The sequence below is a fragment of the Thermodesulfobacterium hveragerdense DSM 12571 genome (assembly GCF_000423845.1).
GTDB classification, from domain to species: Bacteria; Desulfobacterota; Thermodesulfobacteria; order Thermodesulfobacteriales; family Thermodesulfobacteriaceae; genus Thermodesulfobacterium; species Thermodesulfobacterium hveragerdense.
Map to the genome: position 1 here is coordinate 1 of NZ_AUIT01000019.1, position 25,328 is coordinate 25,328.

The following is a 25,328-nucleotide window of genomic DNA, read 5'->3' on the forward strand; positions in this document are numbered from 1 at the left end:
AGAAACAGGCAAGTTGTCTTTCATAGTAACCATTAGCTTTATTATCAATACTATCTCTAAGGAATATTTCTCTTTCTTTTTTCATGAGAGCGTTTAAGAGGAGTGCAGCAGCCATTTTGATACCCTCTTTTGATTCAATTTTTGAGATTTCACTTAAAACTTTTTCTAAATCTAAGTCTAAGTTTTCCATTTTACAGACCTCCTGGTTAGTTTAGTCTTTTAGGTTTTATGTTATCATTAATTTAAAAAATATTAAAAATTTTTATTATGCCTCTAAAATATTTTATTAAAAGACACAATTTATATTCTACTCCCGACAGGGTATTGTGCGTTAAGTTATTTAAGGGATTTGGCTGTTGATGTGATAAAGGTGGACAGGAGTTTTATCAAGGATGTGGTTGAGAACAGGAGGGATAGAGATTTGGTAGAGGTGATTGTGTTGCTGGCAAGAAGGTTAGGGATAGAGAGTTTAGCAGAGGGGGTTGAAACAGAGGAGCAGCTTGCTATAATAAGGGAGTTAGGTTTTAATTATGTGCAGGGGTTTTTGTTAGAGAGGCCGTTGCCAGAGGAGGAGCTTCTTTTAAAGTATCCAGAAATATTATCCAGAGATAGTTAGAAAGACATAATCACATTAACCTTGAATTTTCTGTTTTTTTAATTAAATTTTTAGCCAGTCTTTAACAGGTTTAAACAGAAGGTGAGCTTTAAAGTGTTTTTGGTTAAAAATTTGAAAAAATTATTTAATAAAAATAAATTTAATTTATTTTTAAATTCTGACAATCTTGGTTTTTTAGCTTATTTTTTAGCTGAGGCTATAAGAGGTCCTTTTCCTAAGGACCAGGTTGTTTGGGCTATTTTTCCAGAATTTAGTCAAGCAGAAGAGTTTTTTTATGCTTTTAAACTTTTTTCTGAGGAAGAGATCGGATTATACCCGGGGATAGATTTACTTCCGTTTAAAGACACCTTGTCTTACTCTCAGGAAGAAACCGAAAGATTGGGGATTCTCTGGAACCTTAATCAATATAAAGTCGTAGCAGGAGATGTTTGTAGTTTTTTAAAAAAATTGGTTCCTAAAGAAGTGGTTAAAAAAGAATATGTCTATCTTATCTTAGGAGAAAAGGTAGATAGAGAAAAAATTTTTTTACGGCTTTTAGACCTTGGATACGAAAGGGTAGGGGTTGTTAGGGAAAAAGGAACCTTTACGGTTAAAGGAGGTGTAGTTGATCTATGGTCTCCTAATTATGAATATCCAGTAAGACTTGAGTTTTTTGGAGACCAGATAATAGGGTTAAAACATTTTAGCCCAGAGACCCAAAAAAGCTTTTTAAACTTAGAAGAGATAAGTATTGTTCCTTGTAAAGAGGTTTTTTTGCCAGAAGACTTAAAACCACTTTATCAGAGAATTTTTAGTTTGAAAGGAAAGATACCAGAGGACTATCTGTCTAAGCTACTAACCCAAATAGAGCAAAAAAGTTTTACCGAAAATCCCGAGTTTTTGCTACCTGTTTTCTATGATGAACTATCTTCTCTTTTTGATTACTTAAAAAAAACACCTTGTTTTTTGGTATACGAACCAGAGTTAATAGAAAATAAGGTAGAAAGTTTTTGGGAAAAGATTCGTATAAATGCCATTAAAGCTAAGGAAAAGGGCAACTTCTTTTTTGAACCGGAGGATGTTTATTTAACTACTCAAGAATTTTTTAATTATTTGGAAAAAGGTAATTTAATCAAGGTTGGCAAGCTTTTTTGGGTTTCTTCTATTAATGAAGAGACTTTAAACTTTGAGGTAGGGCAAAGGGAAATAGGGATATTAGCTCCTAACGAAAGAATTGAGGCTGGGTTTAACCTTTTAAAGGCCTCTTTAGAAGAGGGAGATAGGGTTTGGTTGGTTGTAGGTGATTATCAAATCTCTCAAACCATTTTAGAGGGATTGAAGCTAAGAGGGGTAGAGGATACTAAAGGGTTAGAGTTTAAACAGGGTTATTTAAAACGAGGGTTTTATCTAAAAGACCAAAAGTTTTGGGTCACTTCAGAAGTTGAAATTTTTGGAAGAAGCTATTTTAGAGAAGGGAGTTCTAAGCAAGGTCTTAAAAGAGCCAAAGGTTATTTTAGGAAGTTCGAAGATTTAAAACCAGGAGATTTAGTGGTTCATAGGGTCTATGGTATAGGAAAATACTTAGGGCTGAAAATATTAAACATTGAGGGTGTAGAAGGTGAGTTTTTAGAGATCGAATATGAGGGAGGAGATAAACTTTATTTGCCGGTATTTAGGTTAGACGAACTCTATCCTTATGTCAGTTTAACCGAAAAACCTCCTAAGTTAGACGCTTTAGGGAAGAAAGCATTTTTGATAAAAAGGAAAAAAATAGAAAAAGAGCTTACCGAAGTAGTACAAGAACTGTTATCTCTTTATGCAGAAAGGAAGGCTTTAAAAAGCTATTCTATTCCTTTTCCTGCTTTAGCTTATGAAGAGTTTAGAGCCACTTTTCCTTATGAAGAAACTCCTGACCAGAAGATGGCTATAGAAGAGATTTTGCAAGATCTTTGTAGTGATAAACCGATGGAGAGGCTTTTGGTAGGGGATGTGGGTTTTGGAAAGACAGAGGTAGCCCTGAGGGCTATTTTTATCGTGGCTTATTCAGCAAAACAAGTAGCTTTTCTTGTTCCTACTACCATTTTAGCAGAGCAACATTATCGTAATTTTAAACAAAGGCTTGAACCTTTTGGGATAAAGGTTGGGGTTTTATCAAGGCTAAGAAGCGAAAAAGAGCAAAAACAAACTTTAAAAGCTCTGGCTGAAGGTGAGATCAAGGTAGTTATAGGTACCCATAGACTATTTTCCCATGATGTAGAGTTTAAAGATTTAGGGCTTATAGTTATAGATGAAGAGCACAAGTTTGGGGTAAGACAAAAAGAAAAATTAAAACGATTGAAGAAAAATGTAAAATTTCTTTCTCTTTCAGCTACTCCTATACCAAGAAGTTTACAGTTAAGTTTACTTGGGGTTTTTGATCTTTCGGTGATTGAATCTCCTCCTGAAGGTAGAAAACCTATTAAAACCGTTCTGGCAAAATTTGACCCAGAGGTGATAAAATACGCGATAGAAAAAGAACTGGAAAGAGGGGGACAGATTTTTTTGGTAAACCCAAGGATACACGGTCTAAGTTCTTTGGCCAACTACGTTAAAAAATTATGTCCAGGAGTCAAAGTAGAAATCATTCACGGACAGATGCCGTCAGAACTTATAGAGAAAAACCTTTATAAATTTTTAAACAAAGAGATAGACATGTTAGTTTGTACACCTATCATAGGAAGTGGGATAGATATCCCTTCGGCTAATACTATTATTATCAACCGGGCTGACATGTTAGGGGTGGCTGACATTTATCAGTTAAGAGGCAGAGTTGGACGTTCTCAAGAAACAGCCTATGCTTATCTGCTTGTCCCATCGTTAAAGAATCTCCCCGAAGATGCACAGAAAAGGCTTAAAGCCTTGATGAAATTTACTGATTTAGGCGCTGGTTTTAAATTAGCTTTAAGTGATTTAAAGATTAGAGGTGCGGGGGAGCTTTTGGGAATAAAACAAGCAGGACATATCAATACGGTAGGGTATGAATTATACTTAGAACTCCTTGAAAATACTATAAAAGCTTTAAAAGGGGAAGATATAGAAGACTGGGAGCCAGAGGTTACCCTAAGGGTGCCTGCTTTTATTCCTAAGGAGTATGTTCCTGAGACTGAAGAGAGGTTGAGTTTATACAGAGAGTTAGTGGTAAATAAAACTAAAGAAGACTTGTTAGAGTTTATAGAGTTTTTAAGAGATAAATACGGAGAAATGCCCGAACCTGTAAAAAATTTAGTTAAAATCTATCTTTTAAAAATATACATGAAAGATTTAAAGATACCTTTAGTAGAGTTAAGAGGAAACGAACTAATTTTTCTGGTAAAAAAGAGGGAAATATTACCTCGATTTAGAGTCCTTAATAAAAAAGGACTTTCTTTTTACACAAAACAAGATAAAAAAGGAACAAAAATTAGTTTTAAACTTCAAGATAAAAACCCGATAGACCTTGCGGTTGAAGTTTTAGAAAGCTTAAACGAGGGTGGAAAAAGTCAGTAAAGATTTTATCTTTTGCCAAACTTCGTTTTTAAAAGAAAGTAAAAACATAAAATGGAAATAGGTTGAATTTTGTTCATGTCTAAGATTTCTAAGAGAAGAAAGCAGTCCACACTTGATTTTTTTTCCTTTTGAAGGGATTTCAAACTTTAAATAAAACATAAAAAGTTGTTCTAAATTTTCTTCAGAAAAGGATAATAAACTTGGGACTTTAACACAGGCACCTCCACTACTTATGTCTATCAAAACTCCTATCAAGTTATTTTTAGAAATATAACTTTTAAATACAGGGTCAACGTTGTTTTGAGTATCTATAACCAGGTCATAAAAATAAATTTCTTGGTTTTCCTCAAGAGAATTTATGTTAAAATTGCTTTCTCTTATCAGGTAATAATCTGATTGCAAAAATTGATTACCTATTTTTTTGTGGATTATAGACATAAAAACTGGGATGTTCCCAGATATTTTTATCCTTTCGTCATATCTTGGAGGTAAAATCTCGACCTCTAACCGATTGTTTTCTATTTTTTTGATAAGACATTGGAAAATATATCTTATTTGCCCTTCTGGAAGGATTATCAGTATTATTTTTCCTATCTCGAAATGTGAACTATCAAAGACTTGTATTTCGAGGTTGTTACTTGTTATAGGTTTTATGGTAAGATATTCTACTTTGTTTTGACGATAAAGAAGTATGGCGCTTTTTAAATGAATATCAAGATTTTGTTTAATATGTTGAGGAAGATATTCTACAGATCCTAAAGAAACATTTCTTTGGATTATGCTTGAAGTAATCTTTTTTACAAGTTCAACCCTTTCAAGCATAAGCTTTTAGTTTATAACTTTTTCTAACTTTGTATATTTTAGATTGAGAAGGGTAGGCCCTTTTTGCGTAAAATTTACCCTAACTTTTTCTTCACTAAGGACCTCCATCACCTCTCCTAAACCAAAGTGAGGATGTTTTACTATATCTCCTACCCTAAAACGAATGAATTTTTCTGTAAAGCTAGTTTCACCTATTTTTTTACCATTCCCTGAGTCGTTAGTATATCTTTTTTGTTCCTCTTTTTTGTGATAAACCCTAATCAATTTAGAGGGCAAATCTTTTACAAACTGAGAAACTTGGGCAAGGGTTTTCCCTTCACCTCTTACATAGGTCGTTAAAGGAGATATAAGAAATAGATTTTCTCTTGCCCGGGTTACCGCTACATAAAAAAGTCTTCTTTCTTCCTCTAAATCTTCTTCGTTTTCTAAACTATAAACCGAAGGAAATCTACCTTCTATAAGTGAGAGAATAAAAACGGTATGCCACTCTAACCCTTTAGCTGAATGTACGGTAGAAAGGACTAAATGATCGGTAAGACTATCAGGATCTTTTTCTGCTATCTCTATAGGTTCTAACATTAAGTCTGTAAGAAATTCTTCTAAAGTATTGTATTTTTCCGAAAGGTCTATAAGGGCTTCTATGTCTCTTTCTCTTCGGTGATAATCCTCATAATATAATCTTTGAAACACAGGCTGATAAAACTCCCAGATTTTTAGTAAACATTGAGAAGGTTTTTCTTGAAAACTGGTAACTCCAGTTAAGAGAGAAATCAGATTTTTGAACTCTAAAAAAGGAAATTTATGCGTTAGTCTTTCTAAAGAAAAAAATAGGTTGTTAGAGGCTTGTTTGATAGCTTCTAATATCTTTTCTGCTGTTCTTGGTCCAATACCCTCAAGCAGTAAAAGCACCCTATTCCAGGACAAAAAGTCCTTAGGATTAACCATTATTCTTAGGATAGAAATGAAATCTTTTATATGAGCTGCTTCTAAAAGTTTTAACCCTCCATATTTTATAAAAGGTATTCCTCTTTTAGCAAGTTCCATCTCTAAATCAAAAGAATGAGAAGCAGACCTAAAAAGCACTGCCATCTGTGAAAGTTTTATCCCTTTTTCTCTTAGTTCTAAAACTTTTTCTGCAACAAACCTGCTTGACTCTGCCTCGTCTTCGGCAAAGAATAAAAGAGGTTTTTCCCCGTTTTTTCTTAGGGTAAATAAATTTTTAGTATACTTTAGTTTAGATTTAGCGATGATATGGTTGGCTAAGTCTAAGATAGGTTGTGTGCTTCGGTAGTTTTGCTCCAGTTTAATGATTTTAGTGTTAGGAAAGAGTTTAGGAAAATCAAAAATATTTCTATAATTAGCTCCTCTAAATCCATAAATACTTTGAGAATCATCTCCTACTACCATCACGTTTTGATGCCTTTCTCCCATATATCTGATGATCTCACCTTGGAGAGTATTGGTGTCTTGGTATTCGTCTACCATGATAAACTCAAAACGTTTCCCTACTTCCTCTCTTACTTGAGGAAAGTTTTTAAGTATGGTAAGCCAGTTTACTAAAAGGTCATCATAATCCATTAAATGATGTTCTTTTTTGTAGTTTTGATATTCTATCAAAAGCCTTTCTATCTCGTAATAAAAATCTAAAAACTGGGGATAATGGTTTTTTAAAAGTTCTTCTAAGGTTTTTTGTTGGTTTATCATTTTACTGTAAATGTTTGCTAACGTCTCTTTTTTAGGAAACTTTTTTTTAGCTTCGGCAAGTCCTAAGCTATTCCGCAAAAGATTTATCAAATCTTCAGAATCCCCTCTATCAATAATGGTAAAGTTAGAAGGGTAACCCAGAAGATAGCCGTAAAACCTAAGCATGTATTGAGCTATAGAATGAAAAGTTCCTCCCATGATTTTATCGCAGTCTATTTTTAAGAGGAGTTCGGCTCTTTGAACCATCTCTTTTGAGGCCCTTTTTGTAAAGGTTAAAAGCAATATCTTTTCCGGAGGAACCCCTTGTGCTACTAAATAAGCCATCCTTGAGGTAAGAGTTTTAGTTTTACCTGAACCTGCCCCGGCTATTACCAAAAGGGGACCAAAAATTGTTTGCACTGCCTCAAGCTGGGCAGGATTTAGGTCTCTTAAAAATTCTAACTGGATTGTTTTTAACACTTTCATGGGTGTTATTATAACGCCTTAAAGAGGTTTTTACAAGAAGTCTAAAAGGACCTTAAGAGTACTATAGGATCTACCTTAGAAGCTTTATAAGATGGATAAACTCCTGCAAAAATCCCAAAAATTATCGTTAACCCTGTAGAGGTGAGGATAGGAATAACAGGAAATATCAAAGGATAGTTAAAAAGAGGCAACAGGATAAGGGTTAAAACCACCCCTAAAACTACACCAATAATACCTCCTAGTAGGGTAATGATCACGCTTTCTATCAAAAACTGTAATAATATATCTCTTTCTTTAGCCCCGATAGCTTTTCTTATTCCTATTTCTTTTTTACGTTCATTAACCGCAAGGGTCATGATGGCTGTTACCCCTAAAGCACCAACCACTAAACAAAGAACAGAAATACTTTTTACCAAAGAAGAAAAAAGGTTGGTCGTTTGGGTTTTAGCTTGTAGGATGTCCTCAGCCTTAACTATGGTAAAATCCTTGTTTTTTTCCGTAACCTTATGCCTTTTAGACAAGATTGAATCGATTTGCTTTTCGATAAAGTGAAGATTAGAAGGGTCTTCCACCGAGATAAAAATACCTCTTATGTAATCAACGTTGTAAACCGCAGAAATAGCTATGGTATAAGGTATAAGTACCTGATCATCCTGGTCTGCATTGCTCGCATCTATCCCTATAGGACTTAAAACCCCTATAACTTTAAAAGGTAATTTATTTATAAGAATAGTCTGTCCTACAGGATTTTCTTTTCCAAAAAGTTGTGCTTTGACCTTATTTCCTAAGATTACCACTTTTTTATAGCTTAAAATCTCGTCTTTTAGAAAGTTTCTACCTTCTTCTAAAGAAAACTTTCTTAGTATCAGATATTCTTCGTTAACACCATTTAAAATGGTGCTCAACGTGTTTCCTGCAAACCTGACAATAGCATCTCCGGTGAAATAGGGAGAGATGAAGCGGATACCACCTATCTTTTGTAAAGCCTCTGCATCTTCAGGCTTAAGGGTAGTGGTTATCTCTGTTTGTATGGCTCTTCCTGCAGAAACCCTTACGTTTCCAGCAACTACCATCAAAACCTCTGGACCAAAGGTTTCTATTTCTTTTAAAGTCCTGATTTTAGCCGCTTCTCCAAAGGCGTTCATCAAAAGCAAAGAAGAGACACCTATGATGATACCTATGACAGACAAAACAAGCCTTAACTTCTTATAAAACAATCCACCCCAAAGTAGTCTATATTTTAACATCATAGGCTCTTTAATAAGATAGAAGGTTCTATTTGGGTGGCTTTATAAGCTGGGATAAGACTAAAAATGATGGTGGTCAACATAGAAAAACCAAGGCTTATAAAAAAGGTGGTCCAGGAAAAAAGAGGTTTTAAAGGGCTAAAAAGGGAAATAATCTGCATCAGCCCTAAACTTAACCACCATCCGATAAAACCACTTATTAAAGCTACTATTAAGGCCATGGTAAGATAATGTTGAATGATGTTAGAAGGGGTTGCCCCTAAGGCTAATCTTAAAGCTATCACCGGGGCACGCTCTTCTATGTTAGCATACATCAAGTTCATGATGATAACCCCACTTATCACCAAACTGATTGCCGAAATAGCTAATAAAAACACGGTAAGTATCCTGGTGGTTGCTGTAAACCTTTCTATGGCCATATCTGGAGTGATAAGTCTAAAATCATCAGGCTGAATACCATAAAGGTTATGGTTTTTTCTTAGGATATCACGGATAGTTCCTTTAGCCAGATCTATGTCTGTGTTTTCTTTAAAAAGAATTTTCATCGCATCCAAATAGTCCTTGTTAAACACCCTTCTCATCGCTGTGGTTAAAGGTATTAAAATCCTTTCATCATGTCTAAAATGTCCAAACGAAGGCTTTGCCTCTAAGATCCCTATAACCTCAAAATATTCTCCACCAATTTTAATTTTTTTACCTATAATCTGTTTAGTTTTAATTTTTTCAGGTATTCCAGCTCCTAAAACGCATACCTTAGCCATGTTCTTTAAATCTTGCTCACTAAAGAACCTTCCTTCTTTGGTATACCAGTTGTTAGCTAAACTATAAGACGGGGTCACACCCTCTATCCTCATTTTTTCAGAAAAACCTTCATAGGAGACTTCAAGGATACCTCTTACCCAAGGAGAGACAAGCTTGACAAACTCAAGTCTTTCTATGTTTTCTACATCCTTCATTTTCATGGTATCTGTTCTTGTGGTAGTAACTCCTATGATTTTTCCTCCTCCAGCAATAACCAGCATGGCGTCTTTACCAAACTGCAGGTTGGCTAATACATCTAAAACTTGTTTTTTAGCAGAGGCTCCCAAGGAATAAATGGTGTTTAAAGCCGTTAAACTTATGATCAAAGCTAAAAGCATAAAAATCAGATTTACTTTGTTAGCAAGAAGTTCTTTTAATATGTCCTTTAAGAAGGCTTGTTTAAATCTGTTTTTCATCTACAAAAATTCCGTCTTCGATAACCTTTATTCTTTTTCCGTTTTTGGCAATTTCTGGGTCGTGAGTAACCATGATGATCGTAAGCCCTTCTGCGTTTAATTCTTTAAAAATTTTCATTACCTCTTTACTGCTTGAGCTGTCAAGATTGCCTGTAGGTTCATCTGCCAAGAGCAGTTTAGGAGAGGTAATCAAGGCTCGGGCTATTGCCACTCTTTGTTGTTGTCCTCCTGAAAGTTCCTTAGGTTTAGCATGAATTCTTTCTCCTAACCCCAATCTTTCAAGCAAAGAAATAGCTCTTTTTTCATCATTTTTAGAAAATCCATCCGGTCTGTAAAGTAAAGGTAATAACACGTTTTCTAAAGCGGTTGCCCATGGTACTAAGTGGAAGGCCTGAAAGATGAACCCCAGTTTTTTGTTTCTTATATAAGCCAATTTTTTACTGTCAAACTTACTCACCTCTTCTCCTTCTAAAAAATACCTGCCTGAGGTGGGTTTATCAAGGAGACCTATGATGTTTAAAAGGGTCGTTTTTCCACTCCCAGAAGTTCCCATGATTACCAAAAACTCTCCCTGTTCTACCTTTAAGTCTATTCCTTTTAGAACCTGATAGGGAACCTTTCCGATTTGATAGGTTTTTTGAATATCTTCCAGGATTACTATTTTGTCTCCCACAAACCTACTTCCTCACCTTCTTTCAGCCCTTCTACTACTTCGATTTTTCCTTTGGATTCCCAGCCTATTTTAATTAATCTTTTTTCCCATTTATCCCCTTTTTTTACCATTACAAAATAATTTCCTTGTGGGTCTATCTTTACTGCTTTGGAAGGCACCAAAAGTACGTTTTCTTTTTTCCCGGCTATGATGTTAACCTGGGCTGTCATCTCAGGACGCAGTAGATTTTCATAGGGATCTAAAATTTCAAGGACCACGTCATAAAAAACCACGTTATTTTTGATGATGGCACCAGGGTATATCTTTTTTACTTTAGCCCTAAAAACCTTGTTGGGATAGCTATCTACGGTAAAAGTAGCCTCTTGGCCTACAGAAATTTTTCCTATGTCTGTTTCGTCTACATAACATTCTACTTGAAGTCTTGAGAGGTCAACCACCGTGATAAAAGTAGGGGCGTTTAACCCTGCTACCACAGTTTCTCCTTGTTGAGTGGTAACCTCTGAAACCACCCCAGAAATAGGGGAATAAATAAAAGCATAATTAAGTTTCACCTTAGCGGTATTCCAAACATTTTTAGCACCCTCTACCTTAGCTTTGGCGATGGATAACTGCTTTTCATACTCAGATTTTAAAGCCTCAAGATTAGCTTTTTCGTATTCTAAAGTAGATTTTTTTACCTCATAATCTCTTTCTAACCGTTCAAGCTCAGTTTTTGAGATAAGCCCTTCCTGAAAAAGCATCTTGTTTCTTTGAAGTTCTCTTTCTATTTGAAGAAGTTCTGCCATAGATGATTTAACTTTTTTAGTTTGTGCTGAGATCTGATGAGGATAGACCTGTGTTATCTTTTCTAAATTGGCTAAGGCTTCTTTATATTCGTTAAATGCTCTGTTAACCTCTTCTTGAAGGTCCTGGTGTTCTATGATGGCTATAAGTTGACCTGCTTTAACCTTATCTCCTGTGGTAACAAAAAGTCTTTCTACCCTTCCTGAAACCCTTGAGCCTACTTTTACTTGAGCTCCAACCTGAGGTTTTACCGCTCCGGTAGCTGTTACCTCTAAATAAACCATTCCCCTTTCTACCTTGGTAGAAGAGGAAGGTAAAAGGTTAGCCTTTTTTTCTGCTTTTTTTTGACAACCCAAAGAAAACAAACAAACGATTAACCATAAAAACACCCATTTTTTCATAAATCTAACTCCGGAATCACACCAGTCATTCTGTAAAGTTCGTAGAAGGAATATATAAAGTTATACTTAGACACTGCTGCCTTCGACCTTGCCTCTGAAAGCCGGGCTAAAAGGGTGGTTACATCTACGATGCTTGCTAATCCGGTTTCGTATTTCTTTTGAACTATCCGATAGTCTTCTTCCATACTTTTTAACCAGGCAAGGGCGCTTTCAAAGTTTTCTTTGGTTGTTTGAAAGTTTTTATAACTGGTAAAGACCTCCTGTTTTATCTGAAGCTCAGTATTTAATTTTTCTAATTTTTTTTGGTCTAACCCTGTTTTTTCTTTATTTAACTCTGCTATCCGTTGGAAACCCGTAAAAATAGGTAGGGTTATCCGAAAACCTGCCGTAAACTCATTTTGTTTATCAGGAAAAAATTTATCGTCTACCTGATAATAACTACTAAACAGGTCTACGGTAGGGCCAAACTTTCCTTTTATACTTTTGACCCGATCTTCTTGAGCTAAAACTTCATTTTCTTTGGCTTTAACCTCTGGTCTTTTTTCGAGAGCGGTTTTAAGATAAAAAATCAAATCCTTTATCTCCAAGCTTTTTTCGTCCAAAGGTAAAAACTCGATTTCTTCTGCCTTGAGGAGATCATAGTTTATTAAGGTAAGAACCTTAGCTTTGGCTATGTCTGCGGTATACTTATAGTTAGTTACGTTAAACTCTGCCTGTTTAACCTTGGCTTCAGCGTCAAGCACATCTGCATAAGGAGAAAGGCCAACCTCGTATTTCTTCTTAGCTAACCTTAAAAGGGTTTTAGCGTCTTCCAGGTCAACCAACGCAGCTTCATACAAGGCCTTTTGTTTAAAGTGTTCCAAATAGGCCTGGATAATGTTTAAAGATACATCTAAGATGGTTTTTTTTACCATAAAATCTTGGGCTGATATCAATTTTAAGGCCTCTTGATAGGAGTACCAGGTAGAAAAGCTTGAAAAAATGTTCCAGTTTAAATAAGGACCAAAAGAATGCACCTCCTGATTAGGAAGCCCCTTACCTGGATCTTTTCTGTCAAACTCGTACTTTAAATATAAAAACGGGAAAAAACCAGACCTAACATAGTCTTTATAAAAAACAGAACTTTCCTTATTTTTTATCGCAACCTGTATTTGAGGGTTGTTTTTTAGTCCTAAAAGAATAAGCTCTTTTAGAGATAATACTTCTTTAGCAAAAACAGAGTTTTGAGAGCTTAACAACCAAAAAAAGAAAAACAAAAAAAGACCGATTATTTTCTTCATAAAATCCTCTTATTTTTCGGCTTAAAAAAGTGTAAGTAATTACTTAAATATTTATCCTTAAAAATCGATTTTGTCAATCTGATTTTAAGGTTGTTTTAGAGTTGAAACGTTTTTTTAAACCTAACCAAAACAACCTATTTCGTTTTAAAATTCATTGAGCTATTTTTATAGCCATACAAAAAGTAGACTAAAATCCCTAAGAAACTCCAAAGAATGAATCTTATCCAGGTATCCATAGGTAACCCACTCATGATAAAAAGCAAAAACAAGAGGTTAATCGGGATTAGTATATGGGCATAAGGAACCCTAAAAGCAGGTTGGTAATCAGGGCGATATCTTACTAAATAGATCGCTACTCCTACTACAAAATAGGCAAAAAGAGTCCCGATGTTTATAAGCTCTGCCAATATTTTTAAAGGAATAAACCCAGCAAAGAGACAAAGGATTAATCCACCGGTTATAGATGCTTTATATGGAGTATAAAATTTTTTATGTATTTCAGCAAAGGGCTTAAAAATAAGGCCATCTCTTGCTAAAGCGTAAAGAATCCTGGTAAACCCTATGGCCATAACCAACATAACCGAGGTGATCGTAATTACCGCACTTAAAGAAATAAAGTCTGCTACAGGTTTTTCGTTTATCTTATACATGGCATAGGCTAAAGCATCAGGTTTTCCTTCATATTCCCAGTAAGGTAAAATTCCTACCAAAACAAAGGCAACTAATATATAAAGCAATGTGATAACTATAAGAGAAAGGATTAACCCCTTAGGTAAGGTTTTTTTAACGTCTTTAGTTTCTTCTGCTAAGGTTGCTAAAGCATCAAAGCCTAAGTAAGCAAAAACAATAAGAGCAGCTCCTCTCCATACTCCTTCCCATCCAAAAGGTAAAAAGGGTTGAAAATTTTCCCAATTAACATGTTTTAATCCAAATAATATAAAAACTAATAAAGATATTATCTTTAAGACCACCACTAAATTATTAAAAAAAGCACTTTTTCTAATCCCAATGGTTACCAAGATAAAGATCCCTAAGACCCCTAAAAGGGCAAAAAGGTCTACGAAGGTCCCTTGGTTATGGTTAAAAGGACCTGAAAGGGCTTTAGGTAAGACCCACCCCAAGTTATTTTCTAAAAAAGCCCTTAAGTAACCAGACCAACCAGTAGCGACAGCTGCGGTAGCAATTCCGTATTCTAAAAGCACATTCCAACCAACCAACCAAGCCCAAAATTCTCCTAAAGCAAAATATACATAATTATAGGCTCCTCCAGCTAAAGGAAAAGCTGAACAAAACTCTGCGTATACCAAAGCTGTAAGTCCTATACCTATACCTGCAAGGATAAAAGAAAGCAAAATCCCAGGACCAGCATAAGAAGCTGCAGCCTGTCCGGTTACCACAAAAATACCTGCTCCAACTACCGCCCCTATCCCTATTAAAACAATGTCTTTTAACGAAAGAGCACGCTTAAGTTTAGAGGTTTGCTGAACAGCGCTAAACGGCTTTTTCCTAAAGATATCCATAATTGTATATTATAAAAAAATTTTTTAGATTGAAAACACCTGTTTTATTAAAATTTCGTTAAAAAACCTCTTTTAATCCCTTGAGGATGTATTCTATAGCAATACTTGCCAAAATAAGACCTAAAATCCTCACCACCGCTTTAGTCCCAAGTTCTCCCAGATGTTTGAAAATCTGGGTTGAGGCCTTAAGAATAAGATAGGTGATGATTATTACCAGAAAGATTATCCCTGAAAGGGCTATTTTTGTGGTTAACTCAGGGGTTTCTCCTAAGATGATGGTAGTGGTAATCGCCCCAGGACCAGCTAAGTAAGGAATACCTAAAGGAACTACAGATGGGTCTTCCATCTGTTTTATCCTCGTGGTTTCTTGTTCTGAAGTTTTAACCTGAGTGGTTTTACCAAAAAGCATCTCTAAGGCAGTTATAAAAAGTAAAGTCCCTCCTGCTATCCTAAAAGAGGAAAGAGAAATTTGGAACAAAACGAGAATGTATTTACCTAACCAAAAAAATAGTAAAAGGGTAATCAAGGCTGTAACACAGGCTTTTAAGGCTATCCTTTGCCTTTCTTTTTCAGAATAACCACTGGTTATACTTAAAAAGAAAGGGGCCCCAGCTATCGGGTCTATGATCGTAAAAAGAGCGATAAAACTTTTAAACAAAAGGCTTATTTCCATGAAATCTTCGCCTTTAGATAAAAATATAACCCAGGAAGGGCAGAAATAAGGATTAAACTATACCCTAACATCCCTAATAAAACACCATGTTCTATAGAAAATCCCAATAAAGAAACAAAATAACTTAAACTGCCTTCTCTCACACCTAAACCTGAAATACTAATAGGTAGGGCAGCAAGAAAACTAATGATAGGGATCATTACAAAATAATATACATAACTTATGTTTAAATGTAAGGCTTTACCCAATAAAACAAACTGAAGAACAAAAAGTATTTGTATCAACACCCCAAGGATTATCGGAAATAAGTTGTAAGGTAAACAGACTGGATTAAAATATTCTTTAGAATAGACTTTAGTGAAAAATAAAGAGACCAAGAAGAAACCTAAAATTATCGAATAGGTAGTAAAGGTAGAAAAATAATAAAGTCTTTCAGGCAAGAATTGTCCATATAAAGGAAGAGAAATCGAAAGGATAAAAAAGATACCTAAAAGTCCATAAAATCTGTCTATCATTACGCTAAAGGTGGCTTTTTTAAAGGGAAGGCCCTGTTGGGTTAAGAGAAAACTCCTTAAAAGGTCTCCTCCCACTATCCCTGGCATCACCGTATTTAAAGAAAATCCCATCAAATAGCTTTTTAAAAAGAAAAGATAGCTTTGTTTAAATCCCCAACTTTTGCAAATCTTTTGCCATCTTAAAGCTACCAGTAACTGAAAACTGTTAAAACAGAAAAGGGCAGTTAGATAAAAAGGAAGCGATAGATTTTTAAAAATCTCTTTTAGCTTAACAAAATCGGTTTTTTTAAAAAGAAAAAACAAAATGCCAAAGGTAATGATAAATCTTAGACCCAGACTTAAAAGATGTTTTATCTTTTTCATTATGCTTAGTCTTTAAACACCCGAAAATATTTTATATACTCACTGGAAAGATTCTTTAACGGATTTTCGATGATAGCAATCAACTTACCTTTTGGGTTTAAGATCCTTATCCAGTCATGACTAGGAGATAAAGTAAGTTTTTGAAATTTTATAAAAGAGAGAAAAGAAGAGATATGCATAGTTCTTCCTTCTTGGATACGTTTAGAAAAATCCTCACTTACAAGTATCTTGGGTAAAAATTCAAGGGACCTTTCTATAGGGACTATCTTTTTAAATAACTCTTCATAGTTTTCTTCAACAACCTGGGCTATCTCTTCTATGGTTAAAGCTTCTTCTATTTTAAACACACTTTTTTGTATTCTTCTAAGCTTAGTCAAAGTTGCACCACATTCAAGTTTTTCTCCAAAACTGTTTACTATAGACCTGATATAGGTTCCTTTAGAACAGTGGACCTCAAAACTCACGTAGGGGAGGTTGACCTCTACAATGTCAAACCGAAAAATTTTAATTTTTTTAGGTTCCTTAGGGATAAGAAGTCCATCTCTTGCATATTTATAAAGCGGTTTTCCTCTAAACTTGGCAGCAGAAAAAGGAGGGGGAATCTGGTCTAATTCCCCTAAAAAGGTCCGAGCAACCTTTGTAAGATCTTCCAAAGAAAACTCAGGGACAGGTTTTTTAGCAACCACCTCTCCGGTAATATCAAAAGTAAGGGTGCTAATTCCTAACCGCATCTCTCCCTGATAAACCTTATCCCCCTCTAAAAAGATTTGGGCTACTTTGGTGGCCTTGCCAAGTAATATGGGTAAAACCCCTGTAGCTATGGGATCAAGGGTTCCTCCATGACCAGCCTTTTTAACCTTTAAAATTTTTTTAACCTTTTCTAAGGTTTGGGTAGAGGTTAATCCCTCAGGTTTATCCACTACAAGAATTCCGTTTAATCTCTCATCTTTTTTCATAAAAACCCCTCAAAAACTCCTTTAAATCTGTCAAAAAAGACTGAAGGCCCTCTATCTTAAGTTTAAACCCACTGGCATATTTATGTCCTCCACCACCAAAATTTTTAGCAATCTCTAAAACCTCAAAAGGTTCTTTACCTCTTAGACTTACCGCTATGCTTCCTTTCTCAAATTCTTTTACGAAAGCTACTATATCAATCTCTTTTAAACTTTTTAAAAAATTGGCTATGTAACTAAGGTCTTCGACAGGATTTTTTTCTAAATCTTCGAAGGCAAGGTAAGAGATACCAAAAGAAGGCTTATTTGATATTATTTCTAAACGATCAAGGGCTATTTTTAGAAGGTTTGCTTCCTGTAGAGAAACTTGTTCAAAAAGTTGTTTGGCTATATACGAAGGGTTGGCCCCTTTTTCACACAACTCTTTGGCCACTTCAAAGGTATAGGCGGTTGTGTTTTCATACTTAAACCCACCTGTGTCAAAATAAAGTCCAGCTAAAAGATTTTCAGCCATCTCTGAAGTAATCTCAGCTTCTAATTTTTTTAAAATTTCAAAAATAATGGCTGAGGTAGAAGGTGAGTTAGGTTCTACGATAAATAAAGTTTCTCCTTCAAAGGTATTTTCCTCTTTTTGATGATGGTCTATGATTACATATTCCTTAAAAGGTTTCAATCTTTCTGCTATGTTAAGGGCAATCCTTTTAGGAGAGGAAGCATCAAACAATATGACTAAAGCTTTATCAATTTGAGGCAGATTGTCCGGTAGAATAAACCATTGATAACCCTTTAAAAATTTACTATTTTGGGGTATAAGTTCTACCACAGGATAAAAATTTTTACCTTTTTGTTTTAAAAAAAACCCAAAGGACAGCATAGAAGCAAGGCCATCTATGTCTGGGTTTATGTGAGTTACTAAGATAAAATGTTGGTTTTTTTCAATTTTTTGAAGAAGGGTAGTTAAATTAAGCATCCTCTTTGGTTTTAGAGATTTTAGCAAACAACATGTCAAGTTGTTTTTCTTTTTCTTCTCTATCATCTAATCTAAATTCAAGGTCTGGCATGTATTTTATAGTAATTTTTTCTCCTATTAATTTCTTGATATAACCTTTGGCACGATTAAGAGCCTCTTGAACCTCATCAGGGGCAGTATCTCCGTATACCCTAAAAAAAACTATAGCTTTTCTTAAGTCTCCCCCTATTTTAACCTCTGTGACGGTAATAAACTGTTTGAAAATTGGATCGTTTAGTTCATACATCAAAATTTCTGTTATAACCTGTTGTAAAAGACTGCCTACCTTTTCTGGTCTGTGTGACATTTGGTTTTAACCTTAATAGTTAATGAAATCTATCTCAGCTTTTATAATTTCTAACCTACCATCTTTTTGAATAAAAGTAAGAATGTCATTTATTTTACTGTCAACTAATTTTTGGTCTTTTCCTACTACACTTAACCCTAAAACAGCCTTTTGCCAGAGGTCATGCTCGTCTACCTCGGCCAAAGACACCTTTTTGAACTTAGATTCTATCTTTTGAGTTAAGGCCTTTAATACCTGTCTTTTGGCTTTTAAAGAATTAGGTTCAGGAATAAAAAGTTCTATTTTAGCTACTCCAACTACCATTAGAAAACCCATTTAATTTAACGAGTTAAAGCTCCTGAGAAACCTTTTTCAACTCAAAGGTTTCCAGAAGATCTCCTTCTTTTATGTCATTAAAACCTTCTATTCTAACCCCACACTCATAACCAGCAGCTACCTCTTTGACATCTTCCTTGAATCTTCTAAGAGAGGCTATTTTACCTGTATAAACCACAACCCCGTCTCTTATTACCCTTACATTGTGGTTCCTGTTGATAACTCCTTCTTTGACATAGCAACCAGCAACAACCCCTACTTTAGGAACCTTGAAAATAGCCCTTATTTCTACCAAACCTTTAATCTCTTCTACGATTTCAGGTTCAAGCAATCCAGCCATTGCTTTCTTTACATCATCGATAAGCTGATAAATCACATCATAAAACTTAATGTCTACACGTTCTTTTTTAGCTAAGTCTCTTGCTTGAGAACTGGGTTTTACGTTAAAACCGATGATAATAGCATTTGAGGCTGAAGCTAACATTACATCGCTCTCAGAAATCGCTCCTATCCCTGCACGGATGATGTTAACCTTTACTTTATCAGTAGAAAGTTTAAGTAAAGAGGCTTGTAAGGCTTCTAAAGTGCCTTGGGTATCTGCTTTAAGGACAATGTTTAATTCTTTAAGCTCACCTTCTTTTAATTTTTCAAAAAGCTTTTCAAGAGAAATTTTGGCTTCCTTAGCTGTTTCAGCTTCCCTTGCCTTTCTTTGTCTATATTCTGCTATCTTTCTTGCTTTTTCTTCACTGTCTAAAACTATAAAATCATCTCCAGCCTGAGGGAGCTCTTCGAAACCTAAGATTTCTACAGGCACAGAAGGAGTAGCCTCTTTAACCCTTTTCCCATAGCTATCAAACATCGCCCTTACTCTTCCATAGGTAAGCCCGGCTACAAAAATATCCCCTTCCTTAAGGGTTCCTTCTTGGACAAGAACCGTAGCCACCGGTCCTCTTCCTTTATCTAATTTACTTTCTATGATCCTGCCTCTTGCAGGTCTATCGTAGGCAGCCTTGAGCTCTAACATTTCAGCTTGGAGAAGTACCAACTCTAACAACTCGCTGATACCTATCTTGTTTCTTGCTGAAATGTTAGCCATTAAAGTGTCGCCACCCCATTCTTCAGGAATCAACCCTAATTCAGCTAACTGAGATTTAACTCTTTCAGGGTTAGCCTCAGGTTTATCTATTTTATTGATAGCTACCACTATAGGAACTTTGGCTGCTTTAGCATGTTCTATAGCTTCTCTGGTTTGCTCCATCACTCCATCATCTGCGGCTACTACCAAAATTACTATATCGGTAACCTGAGCTCCCCTTGCTCTCATCGAGGTAAAAGCCTCATGCCCCGGTGTGTCTATAAAGGTGATAAATCTTCCATCCTCTAATTTAACCGTGTAGGCCCCGATGTGCTGTGTGATCCCTCCTGCTTCTCTACTGGCTACGTCTGTTTTTCTTATAGCGTCTAAAAGACTGGTTTTACCATGGTCTACGTGCCCCATAACCGTGATAACCGGAGGACGGGGTTTTAGTTCTTCTGGTGAAGGTGGAATATATTGTAAAAGAATTTCTTCTTCGATAGGAGCCCTTTCTATCTGATATCCAAATTCATCAGCCAGTATGGCGGCTGTATCTGCATCTATAGACTGATTGGCGGTAACAGGCATACCCATCTGTAAAGCCTTTTTGATGAGCTCACCAACTTTAACTCCCATCATTTTAGCAAGTTCGCTAACCTGAATCGTTTCAAAGATCTTTATTTTTCTTTCTTTAGGAGGTAAAGTAGGTGGTCTATCAGAAACCTTTTCTTTTTTTTCTTTTTCCTTAGGTTTTACTACCTCTACTTCAGGTTTTTCCTCAAAAAGGGTTGCTGGCTCCTCTTCTATAAAAAACTCGTCAATCCTCTCTTTTTCTCTTTTACCAAAACCACCTTTTTTCTTTGCTTTTTTCTTTTCTTCTCTAAAATCTTTTTCTTTCTTTTTCTTTCTGAAATCTTCTTTTTCTCCTATCTTAGGTTCTTCAGGCAAGACAATTTCTTCTTTAGGAGGAGAGACCACTGGTTGTTCTTTACCTTTAAATCCTCTTTCTTTTCTTGGCTTAAACTCAGTAACCACTCTTTTTCCATAGGAGGGTTGGGCAGTTTCTGTTTGAAAAGGATCTGTAGAGGGCGTTTCAGTTTGAGAAGGTTCAAACTGAGAAGCTTCTTGAATAGATGTTTCCAAACTTTCTACCTTTTTCTCTTCTAAATCTTCAGCCTCTAAAGAGGCTTTACTGACTTCTTCGGTAGGAAGTTCTTCTATAAAAGAAGGTTTTTCTTCCTTGGTTTCTGAAATGGGTTCTTCCACTTTAGGTTGTTCTTCGATTTTAAGCTCTTCTGATGTTTTTTTCTTCTTTAAAACAAGCTTTTTCTTTTTGGGTTGCTCCAGAGGTTGCTCTACACTTTCTACTTTAGGTTCTTCTGGTTTTTCTTCTGTTTTTATCTCTTCTTTATTTTTTTCTTCAATTTCCTCTTTTTTAAACACGATTATTTCGTGTTTTTTACCATAAAGGTGTCTCACCTTTTCTGCGTCTTCCTCAGACAAGGAGGAAAGGGTAGTTTTAACCGGAAACCCTTCGGCTTTAAGTTTTTTAACCAACTCCTTAGGTTCTATGTGAAGCTCTTCTGCCAGTTCAGTAAGTTTAACCCTTTTTGCCATAATAGCCCCTGTTTAAAATTAAGATACCTTTGGTTAATGTCAAAGTTAGCCAATTTATTAAAAGATGACTTAAGTTTAATATCAAAGCACGAAAATTCAAGCCCTTCTTTTATTTTTATAAATTTAGATTAATATTATGAAACATGAAACAGGTAATCATCATCCCGGCACGTTATGGTTCCACACGTTTCCCAGGAAAGCCCTTGATCCTCATAGACGGAAAACCGATGATACAACATGTTTATGAAAGGGCTTTAAGCTCAAAAACAGAAGAAATATGGGTAGCTACTGATGACGAAAGGATTTTACAGGAGGTTTTAAGGTTTGGAGGCAAGGCCTTGATGACTGCTAAGACCCATATCTGTGGTACAGATCGAATAGCTGAAGCCACCGAACTTCTTGGACTATCTCCAGAAGATATAGTAGTTAATCTTCAAGGAGATCAACCTTTTTTCCCTTCAGAATATTTTCAACTCTTAACAGAGCCTTTGCTCTCTGGAAAGGCTAAAATGGCTACCCTTGCTACTCCTATAAAAACTGAAGAAGATCTTTATAATCCTAATAAAGTTAAGGTGGTTTTAGACTGTCAAGGCTATGCCCTTTATTTTTCAAGAAGCCTTATTCCTTATTTTAGAACTCCAGGAGACCCTCCTTTATACCTAAAACATATTGGTGTTTATGCCTATACAAAGGAATTTTTGGATCTTTTTGTTAAACTTCCTCCAGGAACCCTCGAACTTACAGAAAAATTAGAGCAATTAAGAGCCCTTGAACACGGATATAAAATAGCCGTAAACATAGTGCCTGAAGATGTACCTGAAGTAGACACCCCAGAAGATTTAGAAAAACTTACAAAACTAAGAGGGATGTAGTTATGAAAAGAGAACCCGCAGTAGCAGGATATTTTTATAGTAGCAATCCTAAAGAATTAAAAGCGCATCTTGCCGAACTGACAAAATTTTCAGAACCCAAGATATCTGGTAAAGGGATAGTGGTTCCCCATGCAGGATATTTTTACTCAGGGGCTGTTGCTGGAGCTGTTTATGGTAAGATAGTCCCCCCTGATATCGCTGTCATCCTTGGTCCTAATCATACAGGTATGGGAAAACCAATCGCTATCTTTAACGGAACCTCCTTTATCACACCTTTAGGAGAGGCTGAAGTAAATAAAACCTTTGTTTCTCGTTTGTTAGAAATTTGTCCTTTGGTCTCAGACGACCTTTTAGCCCATGCTCATGAACATTCTATAGAAGTTCAGGTACCTTTTTTACAGTATCTAAACCCTGAGATAGAAATCGTAGCGATTTGTTTAAGATGGATTTCTCTTGCAGAACTAAGAGAAGTTGGAGAGGCGTTGGCTAAAACCATACAGCTTTTTTCAGAAAAGAAAATTTTAATCGTAGCAAGCACAGATTTTAGTCATTATGTACCCCATGGCACAGCCAAACATAAAGATTCTATGGCTATAAACGAAATCTTATCCTTGTCTGAAGAAGGTCTTATAAAGACGGTAAAAGAAAACAACATATCTATGTGTGGAGTCATTCCGGTAGCAATAGCCATAGTTGCTTGTAAAGAGCTCGGAGCCACTCATGGAGAACTTATTGCTTATGCCACCTCTGGAGATATAATCAGAGATTACTCCTCAGTGGTAGGTTACGGAGGAATAATTTTATATTAAATCTAAAGGGGGACTGTTGATGGCTGAAATAGTTACACGTTTCCCACCAAGTCCAACAGGACATCTACATTTAGGAGGAGCAAGGACTGCACTTTTTAACTGGCTTTACGCAAAGCATCACAAGGGTAAGTTTGTGCTAAGATTAGAAGATACAGATAGAGAAAGGTCTAAAGAAGAGTATGTTGTTTCCATCTTAGAGGCCTTAAAATGGTTAGGTCTTGACTGGGATGAAGGTCCTTATTTTCAGAGCCAAAGGTTTGAACTTTATCAACAATATGCTCAAAGGCTTTTTGAAGAAGGTAAGGCTTATTACTGTGAATGCCCTAAAGAGGTTTTAGAAGAAAAAAAGAAAAAAATGCTTGAAAACGGGCAAAAACCAAGGTATGACCAAACCTGCCGAAATAAAAATTTGGGCCCAGGGGAAGGGAGAGCTTTAAGGATTAAGGCCCCAGAATTTGGAGAAATCGTTTTTGAAGACCTTTTAAGAGGTAAGATTGTCTTTCCTGCCGAAGAGGTGGATGATTTTGTGATTTTACGTTCAGATGGGACCCCAACCTATCAGTTTGCGGTGGTGATTGATGACATAACCATGGGAATAACCCATGTAATAAGAGGGGATGATCATATTTCTAATACCCCAAAGCAGTTGGTTATCTATAAAGCCCTTGGAGTTGAACCTCCCAAATTTGCCCATATTCCTATGGTCCTTGGGCCTGATGGGGCTAAACTTTCAAAAAGACATGGGGCTAAATCCATCCTTGAATACAAAGAAGCAGGGTTCTTACCTAATGCTTTGATAAACTATCTGGCAAGGCTTGGTTGGGGTTTTGGAGACCAGGAATACTTTTCTGTAAAAGAACTTATAGAAAAATTTGACATAAAAGACGTAAATCTCTCTCCTGCACGTTTTGACCCAGATAAGCTTTTAGCGGTTAATGCCTACTGGATAAAAAATAGCGATAACCGTTTTTTACTTGACCATCTTAAACCTTTTCTATCTAATAAATATAACCTTGATCAATTTTCCGAAGAATATTTATTAGAGGCTATCGAGACTGTTAAAACGAGGGGTAAAACTTTAGTAGAACTTGCAGAAATGATGGATTTTTATCTTACAGAAGAGGTTTTTTATGATGTAAACGGCGCAAACAAGTTTTTTACACCTCAGATAGTTCCTGTGTTAGAAAAGGTCTGCGAAGATTTAAAAACGCTAACTTTAGAAAATAAGGTTTTAGAAGACTATTTTAGAAATTTAGCTGAAACCTACGGGTTTAAACTAAAAGACATAGCCCAGGCCATAAGAATAGCCCTTACCGGAAAAACCGTTAGCCCAGGACTTTTTGAGATCATAAGAGTTTTAGGTAGAGAAAAAACTATTTATCGTATTAAGAAGGCGTTAGCTTATATTTTTGAAAATAGTTTTTAGATTATTTTACCACTTCTTTAAGTTTTCCGGTTAAGCTACCTATAAGGGGGAGTTTCCCCCTTATTTCTATAGGATATTTTTCTTTTTTAAGTAGATACACGGTAACCTTTCTGTTTCTGCTTAAAAGTTCACTGGTTTCTGGAAGTGTAATGTTGAGCTCTAAACAGGGTTCCTCTTTACCTTCATACATACAAGAGGTTTCTTTACTTAAGGCTATTTTGACAAATTTTCTACTTTCTTTTACATACACAGGAAACTCTACTTTAGGTTGATTTAGATAATCAACTACCCAGGAAATTATAAAAGAAGTAAGTTCATCATAGATAGGGTAGGTTACATTAAAAGTTTCTCCTGAAATTTTTTCTATATCTCCTTTTTTTATATTTACTACTTGTCTTTCTTTATCAAAAAATATGGATTTCTTCCTTTCTTTTTCTCTGTCTTTTGAATAGATGTGGGTTTTAAAAGGATTTCCTTGGTCATCTAACCAGGTTTCCCATTTAGCATAATAAGGATAAACCGTATTACCCAAACCTGTAGTGTAAACTATGGCTGAATATTTTGAATTTTCTATCAATATTATCGTTTCTCCCAGCTTAAAAGGTCCGTAAAAAATCTCATAGACAAGTTTTTTAGGTAAACTTACGATATCTTTAGACAATGTCGGTTCAGAAGCTTTTGGCATTTCAGAAGCTTTCCAAAGGTCTGCTTTTTCGGTTAAGGTATCTTTTTTTTCTTGAGGGATGTTCTCTGTTTCTGAAACCGTCTTAGGTGTATCGGTATCAGGTTGAGTAGAAGGCTGTTCTGAAGTTTGGGAGTTGTCTTTATTAGAAGGTTGAATTTCAGAAGATGAAACCCCTTCTTTAAGGTTTTTCGTTTTAAAATCTTGAGGGATTTCTTTTTTTACGGTAATTTTTGAGGGTTGAGATATAGTTTCTTTAGAAAAAGTTATTTCTTTTAAGTCTAAAAAATCTTCTGTGTAAGATATTAAGAAATGTTTGAAGGTGGGTATGGCAAGCACACCAAGGAATAGAAAAAAATGTATAACCAGAGAAGGTATGAGAGAAAAAAGAAAAGGATGAATTTTATCTTTGACATCGGTTTTCATGATATAATTTTAGCAAAAGTTTTTGGTTAAACCTTGACAAAACTATAACTTACT

21 protein-coding genes and 1 pseudogene are annotated in these 25,328 nt (G+C 35.5%); 5 read left to right on the plus strand and 17 right to left on the minus strand.

The window, feature by feature from the left end; genetic code table 11:
- Nucleotides 1-190 (minus strand): annotated as a pseudogene (locus tag G580_RS10295) (IS256 family transposase); the annotation flags it as partial.
- Between the two features lie 114 nt (nucleotides 191-304).
- Here G580_RS10295 and G580_RS0106410 point away from each other — a divergent pair.
- Both G580_RS0106410 and mfd read left to right on the plus strand, forming a co-directional pair.
- Entirely contained in the window at nucleotides 305-616 is a 312-nt protein-coding gene (locus tag G580_RS0106410; RefSeq protein ID WP_281168585.1) for an EAL domain-containing protein, read from the plus strand.
- A gap of 93 nt (nucleotides 617-709) precedes the next feature.
- Nucleotides 710-4,120 carry a transcription-repair coupling factor gene (gene mfd / locus G580_RS11055; protein WP_028841492.1) on the plus strand — a complete coding sequence of 1,137 codons (3,411 nt, stop codon included), beginning with the start codon at nucleotides 710-712 and terminating at the stop codon, nucleotides 4,118-4,120.
- Here mfd and G580_RS0106420 read toward each other — a convergent pair.
- The 15 genes from G580_RS0106420 to infB form a co-directional block, all read right to left on the minus strand.
- Complete coding sequence (locus G580_RS0106420) at nucleotides 4,094-4,942, minus strand: hypothetical protein (protein WP_028841493.1); 849 nt, start codon at nucleotides 4,940-4,942, stop codon at nucleotides 4,094-4,096. The genes mfd and G580_RS0106420 overlap by 27 nt on opposite strands.
- 6 nt (nucleotides 4,943-4,948) lie before the next feature.
- On the minus strand, nucleotides 4,949-7,111 hold the full coding sequence (locus G580_RS0106425) for an ATP-dependent helicase (protein ID WP_028841494.1): 2,163 nt from the start codon (nucleotides 7,109-7,111) through the stop codon (nucleotides 4,949-4,951).
- Nucleotides 7,112-7,152: 41 nt separating this feature from the next.
- Nucleotides 7,153-8,358: an ABC transporter permease gene (locus G580_RS0106430; RefSeq protein WP_028841495.1), complete on the minus strand. Its 1,206-nt coding sequence runs from the start codon at nucleotides 8,356-8,358 to the stop codon at nucleotides 7,153-7,155.
- Nucleotides 8,358-9,575, minus strand: coding sequence for an ABC transporter permease (locus G580_RS0106435; protein ID WP_028841496.1), 1,218 nt, complete (start codon nucleotides 9,573-9,575; stop codon nucleotides 8,358-8,360). Before G580_RS0106435 ends, G580_RS0106430 begins: the two co-directional genes overlap by 1 nt.
- Entirely contained in the window at nucleotides 9,559-10,236 is a 678-nt protein-coding gene (locus G580_RS0106440; RefSeq protein WP_028841497.1) for an ATP-binding cassette domain-containing protein, read from the minus strand. The genes G580_RS0106435 and G580_RS0106440 overlap by 17 nt, the downstream gene beginning before the upstream one ends.
- Complete coding sequence (locus G580_RS0106445; protein ID WP_028841498.1) at nucleotides 10,233-11,432, minus strand: efflux RND transporter periplasmic adaptor subunit; 1,200 nt, start codon at nucleotides 11,430-11,432, stop codon at nucleotides 10,233-10,235. The genes G580_RS0106440 and G580_RS0106445 overlap by 4 nt, the downstream gene beginning before the upstream one ends.
- The gene (locus G580_RS0106450; RefSeq protein ID WP_028841499.1) at nucleotides 11,429-12,712 is read right to left on the minus strand and encodes a TolC family protein; all 1,284 of its coding nucleotides are present in this window, start codon (nucleotides 12,710-12,712) and stop codon (nucleotides 11,429-11,431) included. Before G580_RS0106450 ends, G580_RS0106445 begins: the two co-directional genes overlap by 4 nt.
- A 134-nt stretch (nucleotides 12,713-12,846) precedes the next feature.
- On the minus strand, nucleotides 12,847-14,232 hold the full coding sequence (locus tag G580_RS0106455; protein WP_028841500.1) for an amino acid permease: 1,386 nt from the start codon (nucleotides 14,230-14,232) through the stop codon (nucleotides 12,847-12,849).
- 58 nt (nucleotides 14,233-14,290) lie between these two features.
- Nucleotides 14,291-14,905, minus strand: a complete 615-nt coding sequence (locus G580_RS0106460; protein ID WP_028841501.1) for a MarC family protein — start codon at nucleotides 14,903-14,905, stop codon at nucleotides 14,291-14,293.
- Nucleotides 14,896-15,783 (minus strand): lysylphosphatidylglycerol synthase transmembrane domain-containing protein, encoded by an 888-nt coding sequence (locus G580_RS0106465; RefSeq protein ID WP_028841502.1) that lies wholly within the window; start codon nucleotides 15,781-15,783, stop codon nucleotides 14,896-14,898. Before G580_RS0106465 ends, G580_RS0106460 begins: the two co-directional genes overlap by 10 nt.
- Before the next feature lie 5 nt (nucleotides 15,784-15,788).
- The gene (truB, locus tag G580_RS10305) at nucleotides 15,789-16,739 is read right to left on the minus strand and encodes a tRNA pseudouridine(55) synthase TruB (protein WP_051173200.1); all 951 of its coding nucleotides are present in this window, start codon (nucleotides 16,737-16,739) and stop codon (nucleotides 15,789-15,791) included.
- The gene (locus tag G580_RS0106475) at nucleotides 16,726-17,706 is read right to left on the minus strand and encodes a DHH family phosphoesterase (protein ID WP_028841503.1); all 981 of its coding nucleotides are present in this window, start codon (nucleotides 17,704-17,706) and stop codon (nucleotides 16,726-16,728) included. Before G580_RS0106475 ends, truB begins: the two co-directional genes overlap by 14 nt.
- Nucleotides 17,699-18,052, minus strand: a complete 354-nt coding sequence (gene rbfA, locus G580_RS0106480; protein WP_028841504.1) for a 30S ribosome-binding factor RbfA — start codon at nucleotides 18,050-18,052, stop codon at nucleotides 17,699-17,701. The genes G580_RS0106475 and rbfA overlap by 8 nt, the downstream gene beginning before the upstream one ends.
- A 12-nt stretch (nucleotides 18,053-18,064) precedes the next feature.
- Entirely contained in the window at nucleotides 18,065-18,355 is a 291-nt protein-coding gene (locus G580_RS0106485) for a DUF503 domain-containing protein (protein ID WP_028841505.1), read from the minus strand.
- A 25-nt stretch (nucleotides 18,356-18,380) separates the two neighbouring features.
- Nucleotides 18,381-21,059, minus strand: a complete 2,679-nt coding sequence (infB, locus tag G580_RS0106490; protein ID WP_028841506.1) for a translation initiation factor IF-2 — start codon at nucleotides 21,057-21,059, stop codon at nucleotides 18,381-18,383.
- A 143-nt stretch (nucleotides 21,060-21,202) separates the two neighbouring features.
- On the opposite strand from infB, the gene kdsB reads away from it, so the two are divergent.
- Genes kdsB through gltX form a run of 3 tightly spaced genes read left to right on the plus strand, consistent with a single transcriptional unit; the run spans nucleotide 21,203 to nucleotide 24,166 of the window.
- Nucleotides 21,203-21,931, plus strand: coding sequence for a 3-deoxy-manno-octulosonate cytidylyltransferase (kdsB, locus tag G580_RS0106495; protein WP_028841507.1), 729 nt, complete (start codon nucleotides 21,203-21,205; stop codon nucleotides 21,929-21,931).
- A gap of 2 nt (nucleotides 21,932-21,933) precedes the next feature.
- Nucleotides 21,934-22,740: an AmmeMemoRadiSam system protein B gene (gene amrB, locus G580_RS0106500; RefSeq protein ID WP_028841508.1), complete on the plus strand. Its 807-nt coding sequence runs from the start codon at nucleotides 21,934-21,936 to the stop codon at nucleotides 22,738-22,740.
- A 19-nt stretch (nucleotides 22,741-22,759) separates the two neighbouring features.
- The gene (gene gltX, locus G580_RS0106505; protein ID WP_028841509.1) at nucleotides 22,760-24,166 is read left to right on the plus strand and encodes a glutamate--tRNA ligase; all 1,407 of its coding nucleotides are present in this window, start codon (nucleotides 22,760-22,762) and stop codon (nucleotides 24,164-24,166) included.
- 1 nt (nucleotide 24,167) lies between these two features.
- Here the strand turns inward: gltX and G580_RS0106510 are convergent, their stop codons facing one another.
- Nucleotides 24,168-25,274: a DUF3108 domain-containing protein gene (locus G580_RS0106510; RefSeq protein ID WP_028841510.1), complete on the minus strand. Its 1,107-nt coding sequence runs from the start codon at nucleotides 25,272-25,274 to the stop codon at nucleotides 24,168-24,170.
- Nucleotides 25,275-25,328 lie beyond the last annotated feature (54 nt).

Excerpts from the sequence above, each read along its gene's own strand:
- G580_RS0106420 (WP_028841493.1), bottom strand. The coding sequence starts at position 4,942 with ATGCTTGAAAGGGTTGAACTTGTAAAAAAGATTACTTCAAGCATAATC.
- G580_RS0106425 (WP_028841494.1), bottom strand. The coding sequence starts at position 7,111 with ATGAAAGTGTTAAAAACAATCCAGTTAGAATTTTTAAGAGACCTAAAT.
- G580_RS0106430 (WP_028841495.1), bottom strand. The coding sequence starts at position 8,358 with ATGTTAAAATATAGACTACTTTGGGGTGGATTGTTTTATAAGAAGTTA.
- G580_RS0106435 (WP_028841496.1), bottom strand. The coding sequence starts at position 9,575 with ATGAAAAACAGATTTAAACAAGCCTTCTTAAAGGACATATTAAAAGAA.
- G580_RS0106445 (WP_028841498.1), bottom strand. The coding sequence starts at position 11,432 with ATGAAAAAATGGGTGTTTTTATGGTTAATCGTTTGTTTGTTTTCTTTG.
- G580_RS0106450 (WP_028841499.1), bottom strand. The coding sequence starts at position 12,712 with ATGAAGAAAATAATCGGTCTTTTTTTGTTTTTCTTTTTTTGGTTGTTA.
- G580_RS0106455 (WP_028841500.1), bottom strand. The coding sequence starts at position 14,232 with ATGGATATCTTTAGGAAAAAGCCGTTTAGCGCTGTTCAGCAAACCTCT.
- G580_RS0106460 (WP_028841501.1), bottom strand. The coding sequence starts at position 14,905 with ATGGAAATAAGCCTTTTGTTTAAAAGTTTTATCGCTCTTTTTACGATC.
- G580_RS0106465 (WP_028841502.1), bottom strand. The coding sequence starts at position 15,783 with ATGAAAAAGATAAAACATCTTTTAAGTCTGGGTCTAAGATTTATCATT.
- truB (WP_051173200.1), bottom strand. The coding sequence starts at position 16,739 with ATGAAAAAAGATGAGAGATTAAACGGAATTCTTGTAGTGGATAAACCT.
- G580_RS0106475 (WP_028841503.1), bottom strand. The coding sequence starts at position 17,706 with ATGCTTAATTTAACTACCCTTCTTCAAAAAATTGAAAAAAACCAACAT.
- rbfA (WP_028841504.1), bottom strand. The coding sequence starts at position 18,052 with ATGTCACACAGACCAGAAAAGGTAGGCAGTCTTTTACAACAGGTTATA.
- G580_RS0106485 (WP_028841505.1), bottom strand. The coding sequence starts at position 18,355 with ATGGTAGTTGGAGTAGCTAAAATAGAACTTTTTATTCCTGAACCTAAT.
- infB (WP_028841506.1), bottom strand. The coding sequence starts at position 21,059 with ATGGCAAAAAGGGTTAAACTTACTGAACTGGCAGAAGAGCTTCACATA.
- kdsB (WP_028841507.1), top strand. The coding sequence starts at position 21,203 with ATGAAACAGGTAATCATCATCCCGGCACGTTATGGTTCCACACGTTTC.
- amrB (WP_028841508.1), top strand. The coding sequence starts at position 21,934 with ATGAAAAGAGAACCCGCAGTAGCAGGATATTTTTATAGTAGCAATCCT.
- gltX (WP_028841509.1), top strand. The coding sequence starts at position 22,760 with ATGGCTGAAATAGTTACACGTTTCCCACCAAGTCCAACAGGACATCTA.
- G580_RS0106510 (WP_028841510.1), bottom strand. The coding sequence starts at position 25,274 with ATGAAAACCGATGTCAAAGATAAAATTCATCCTTTTCTTTTTTCTCTC.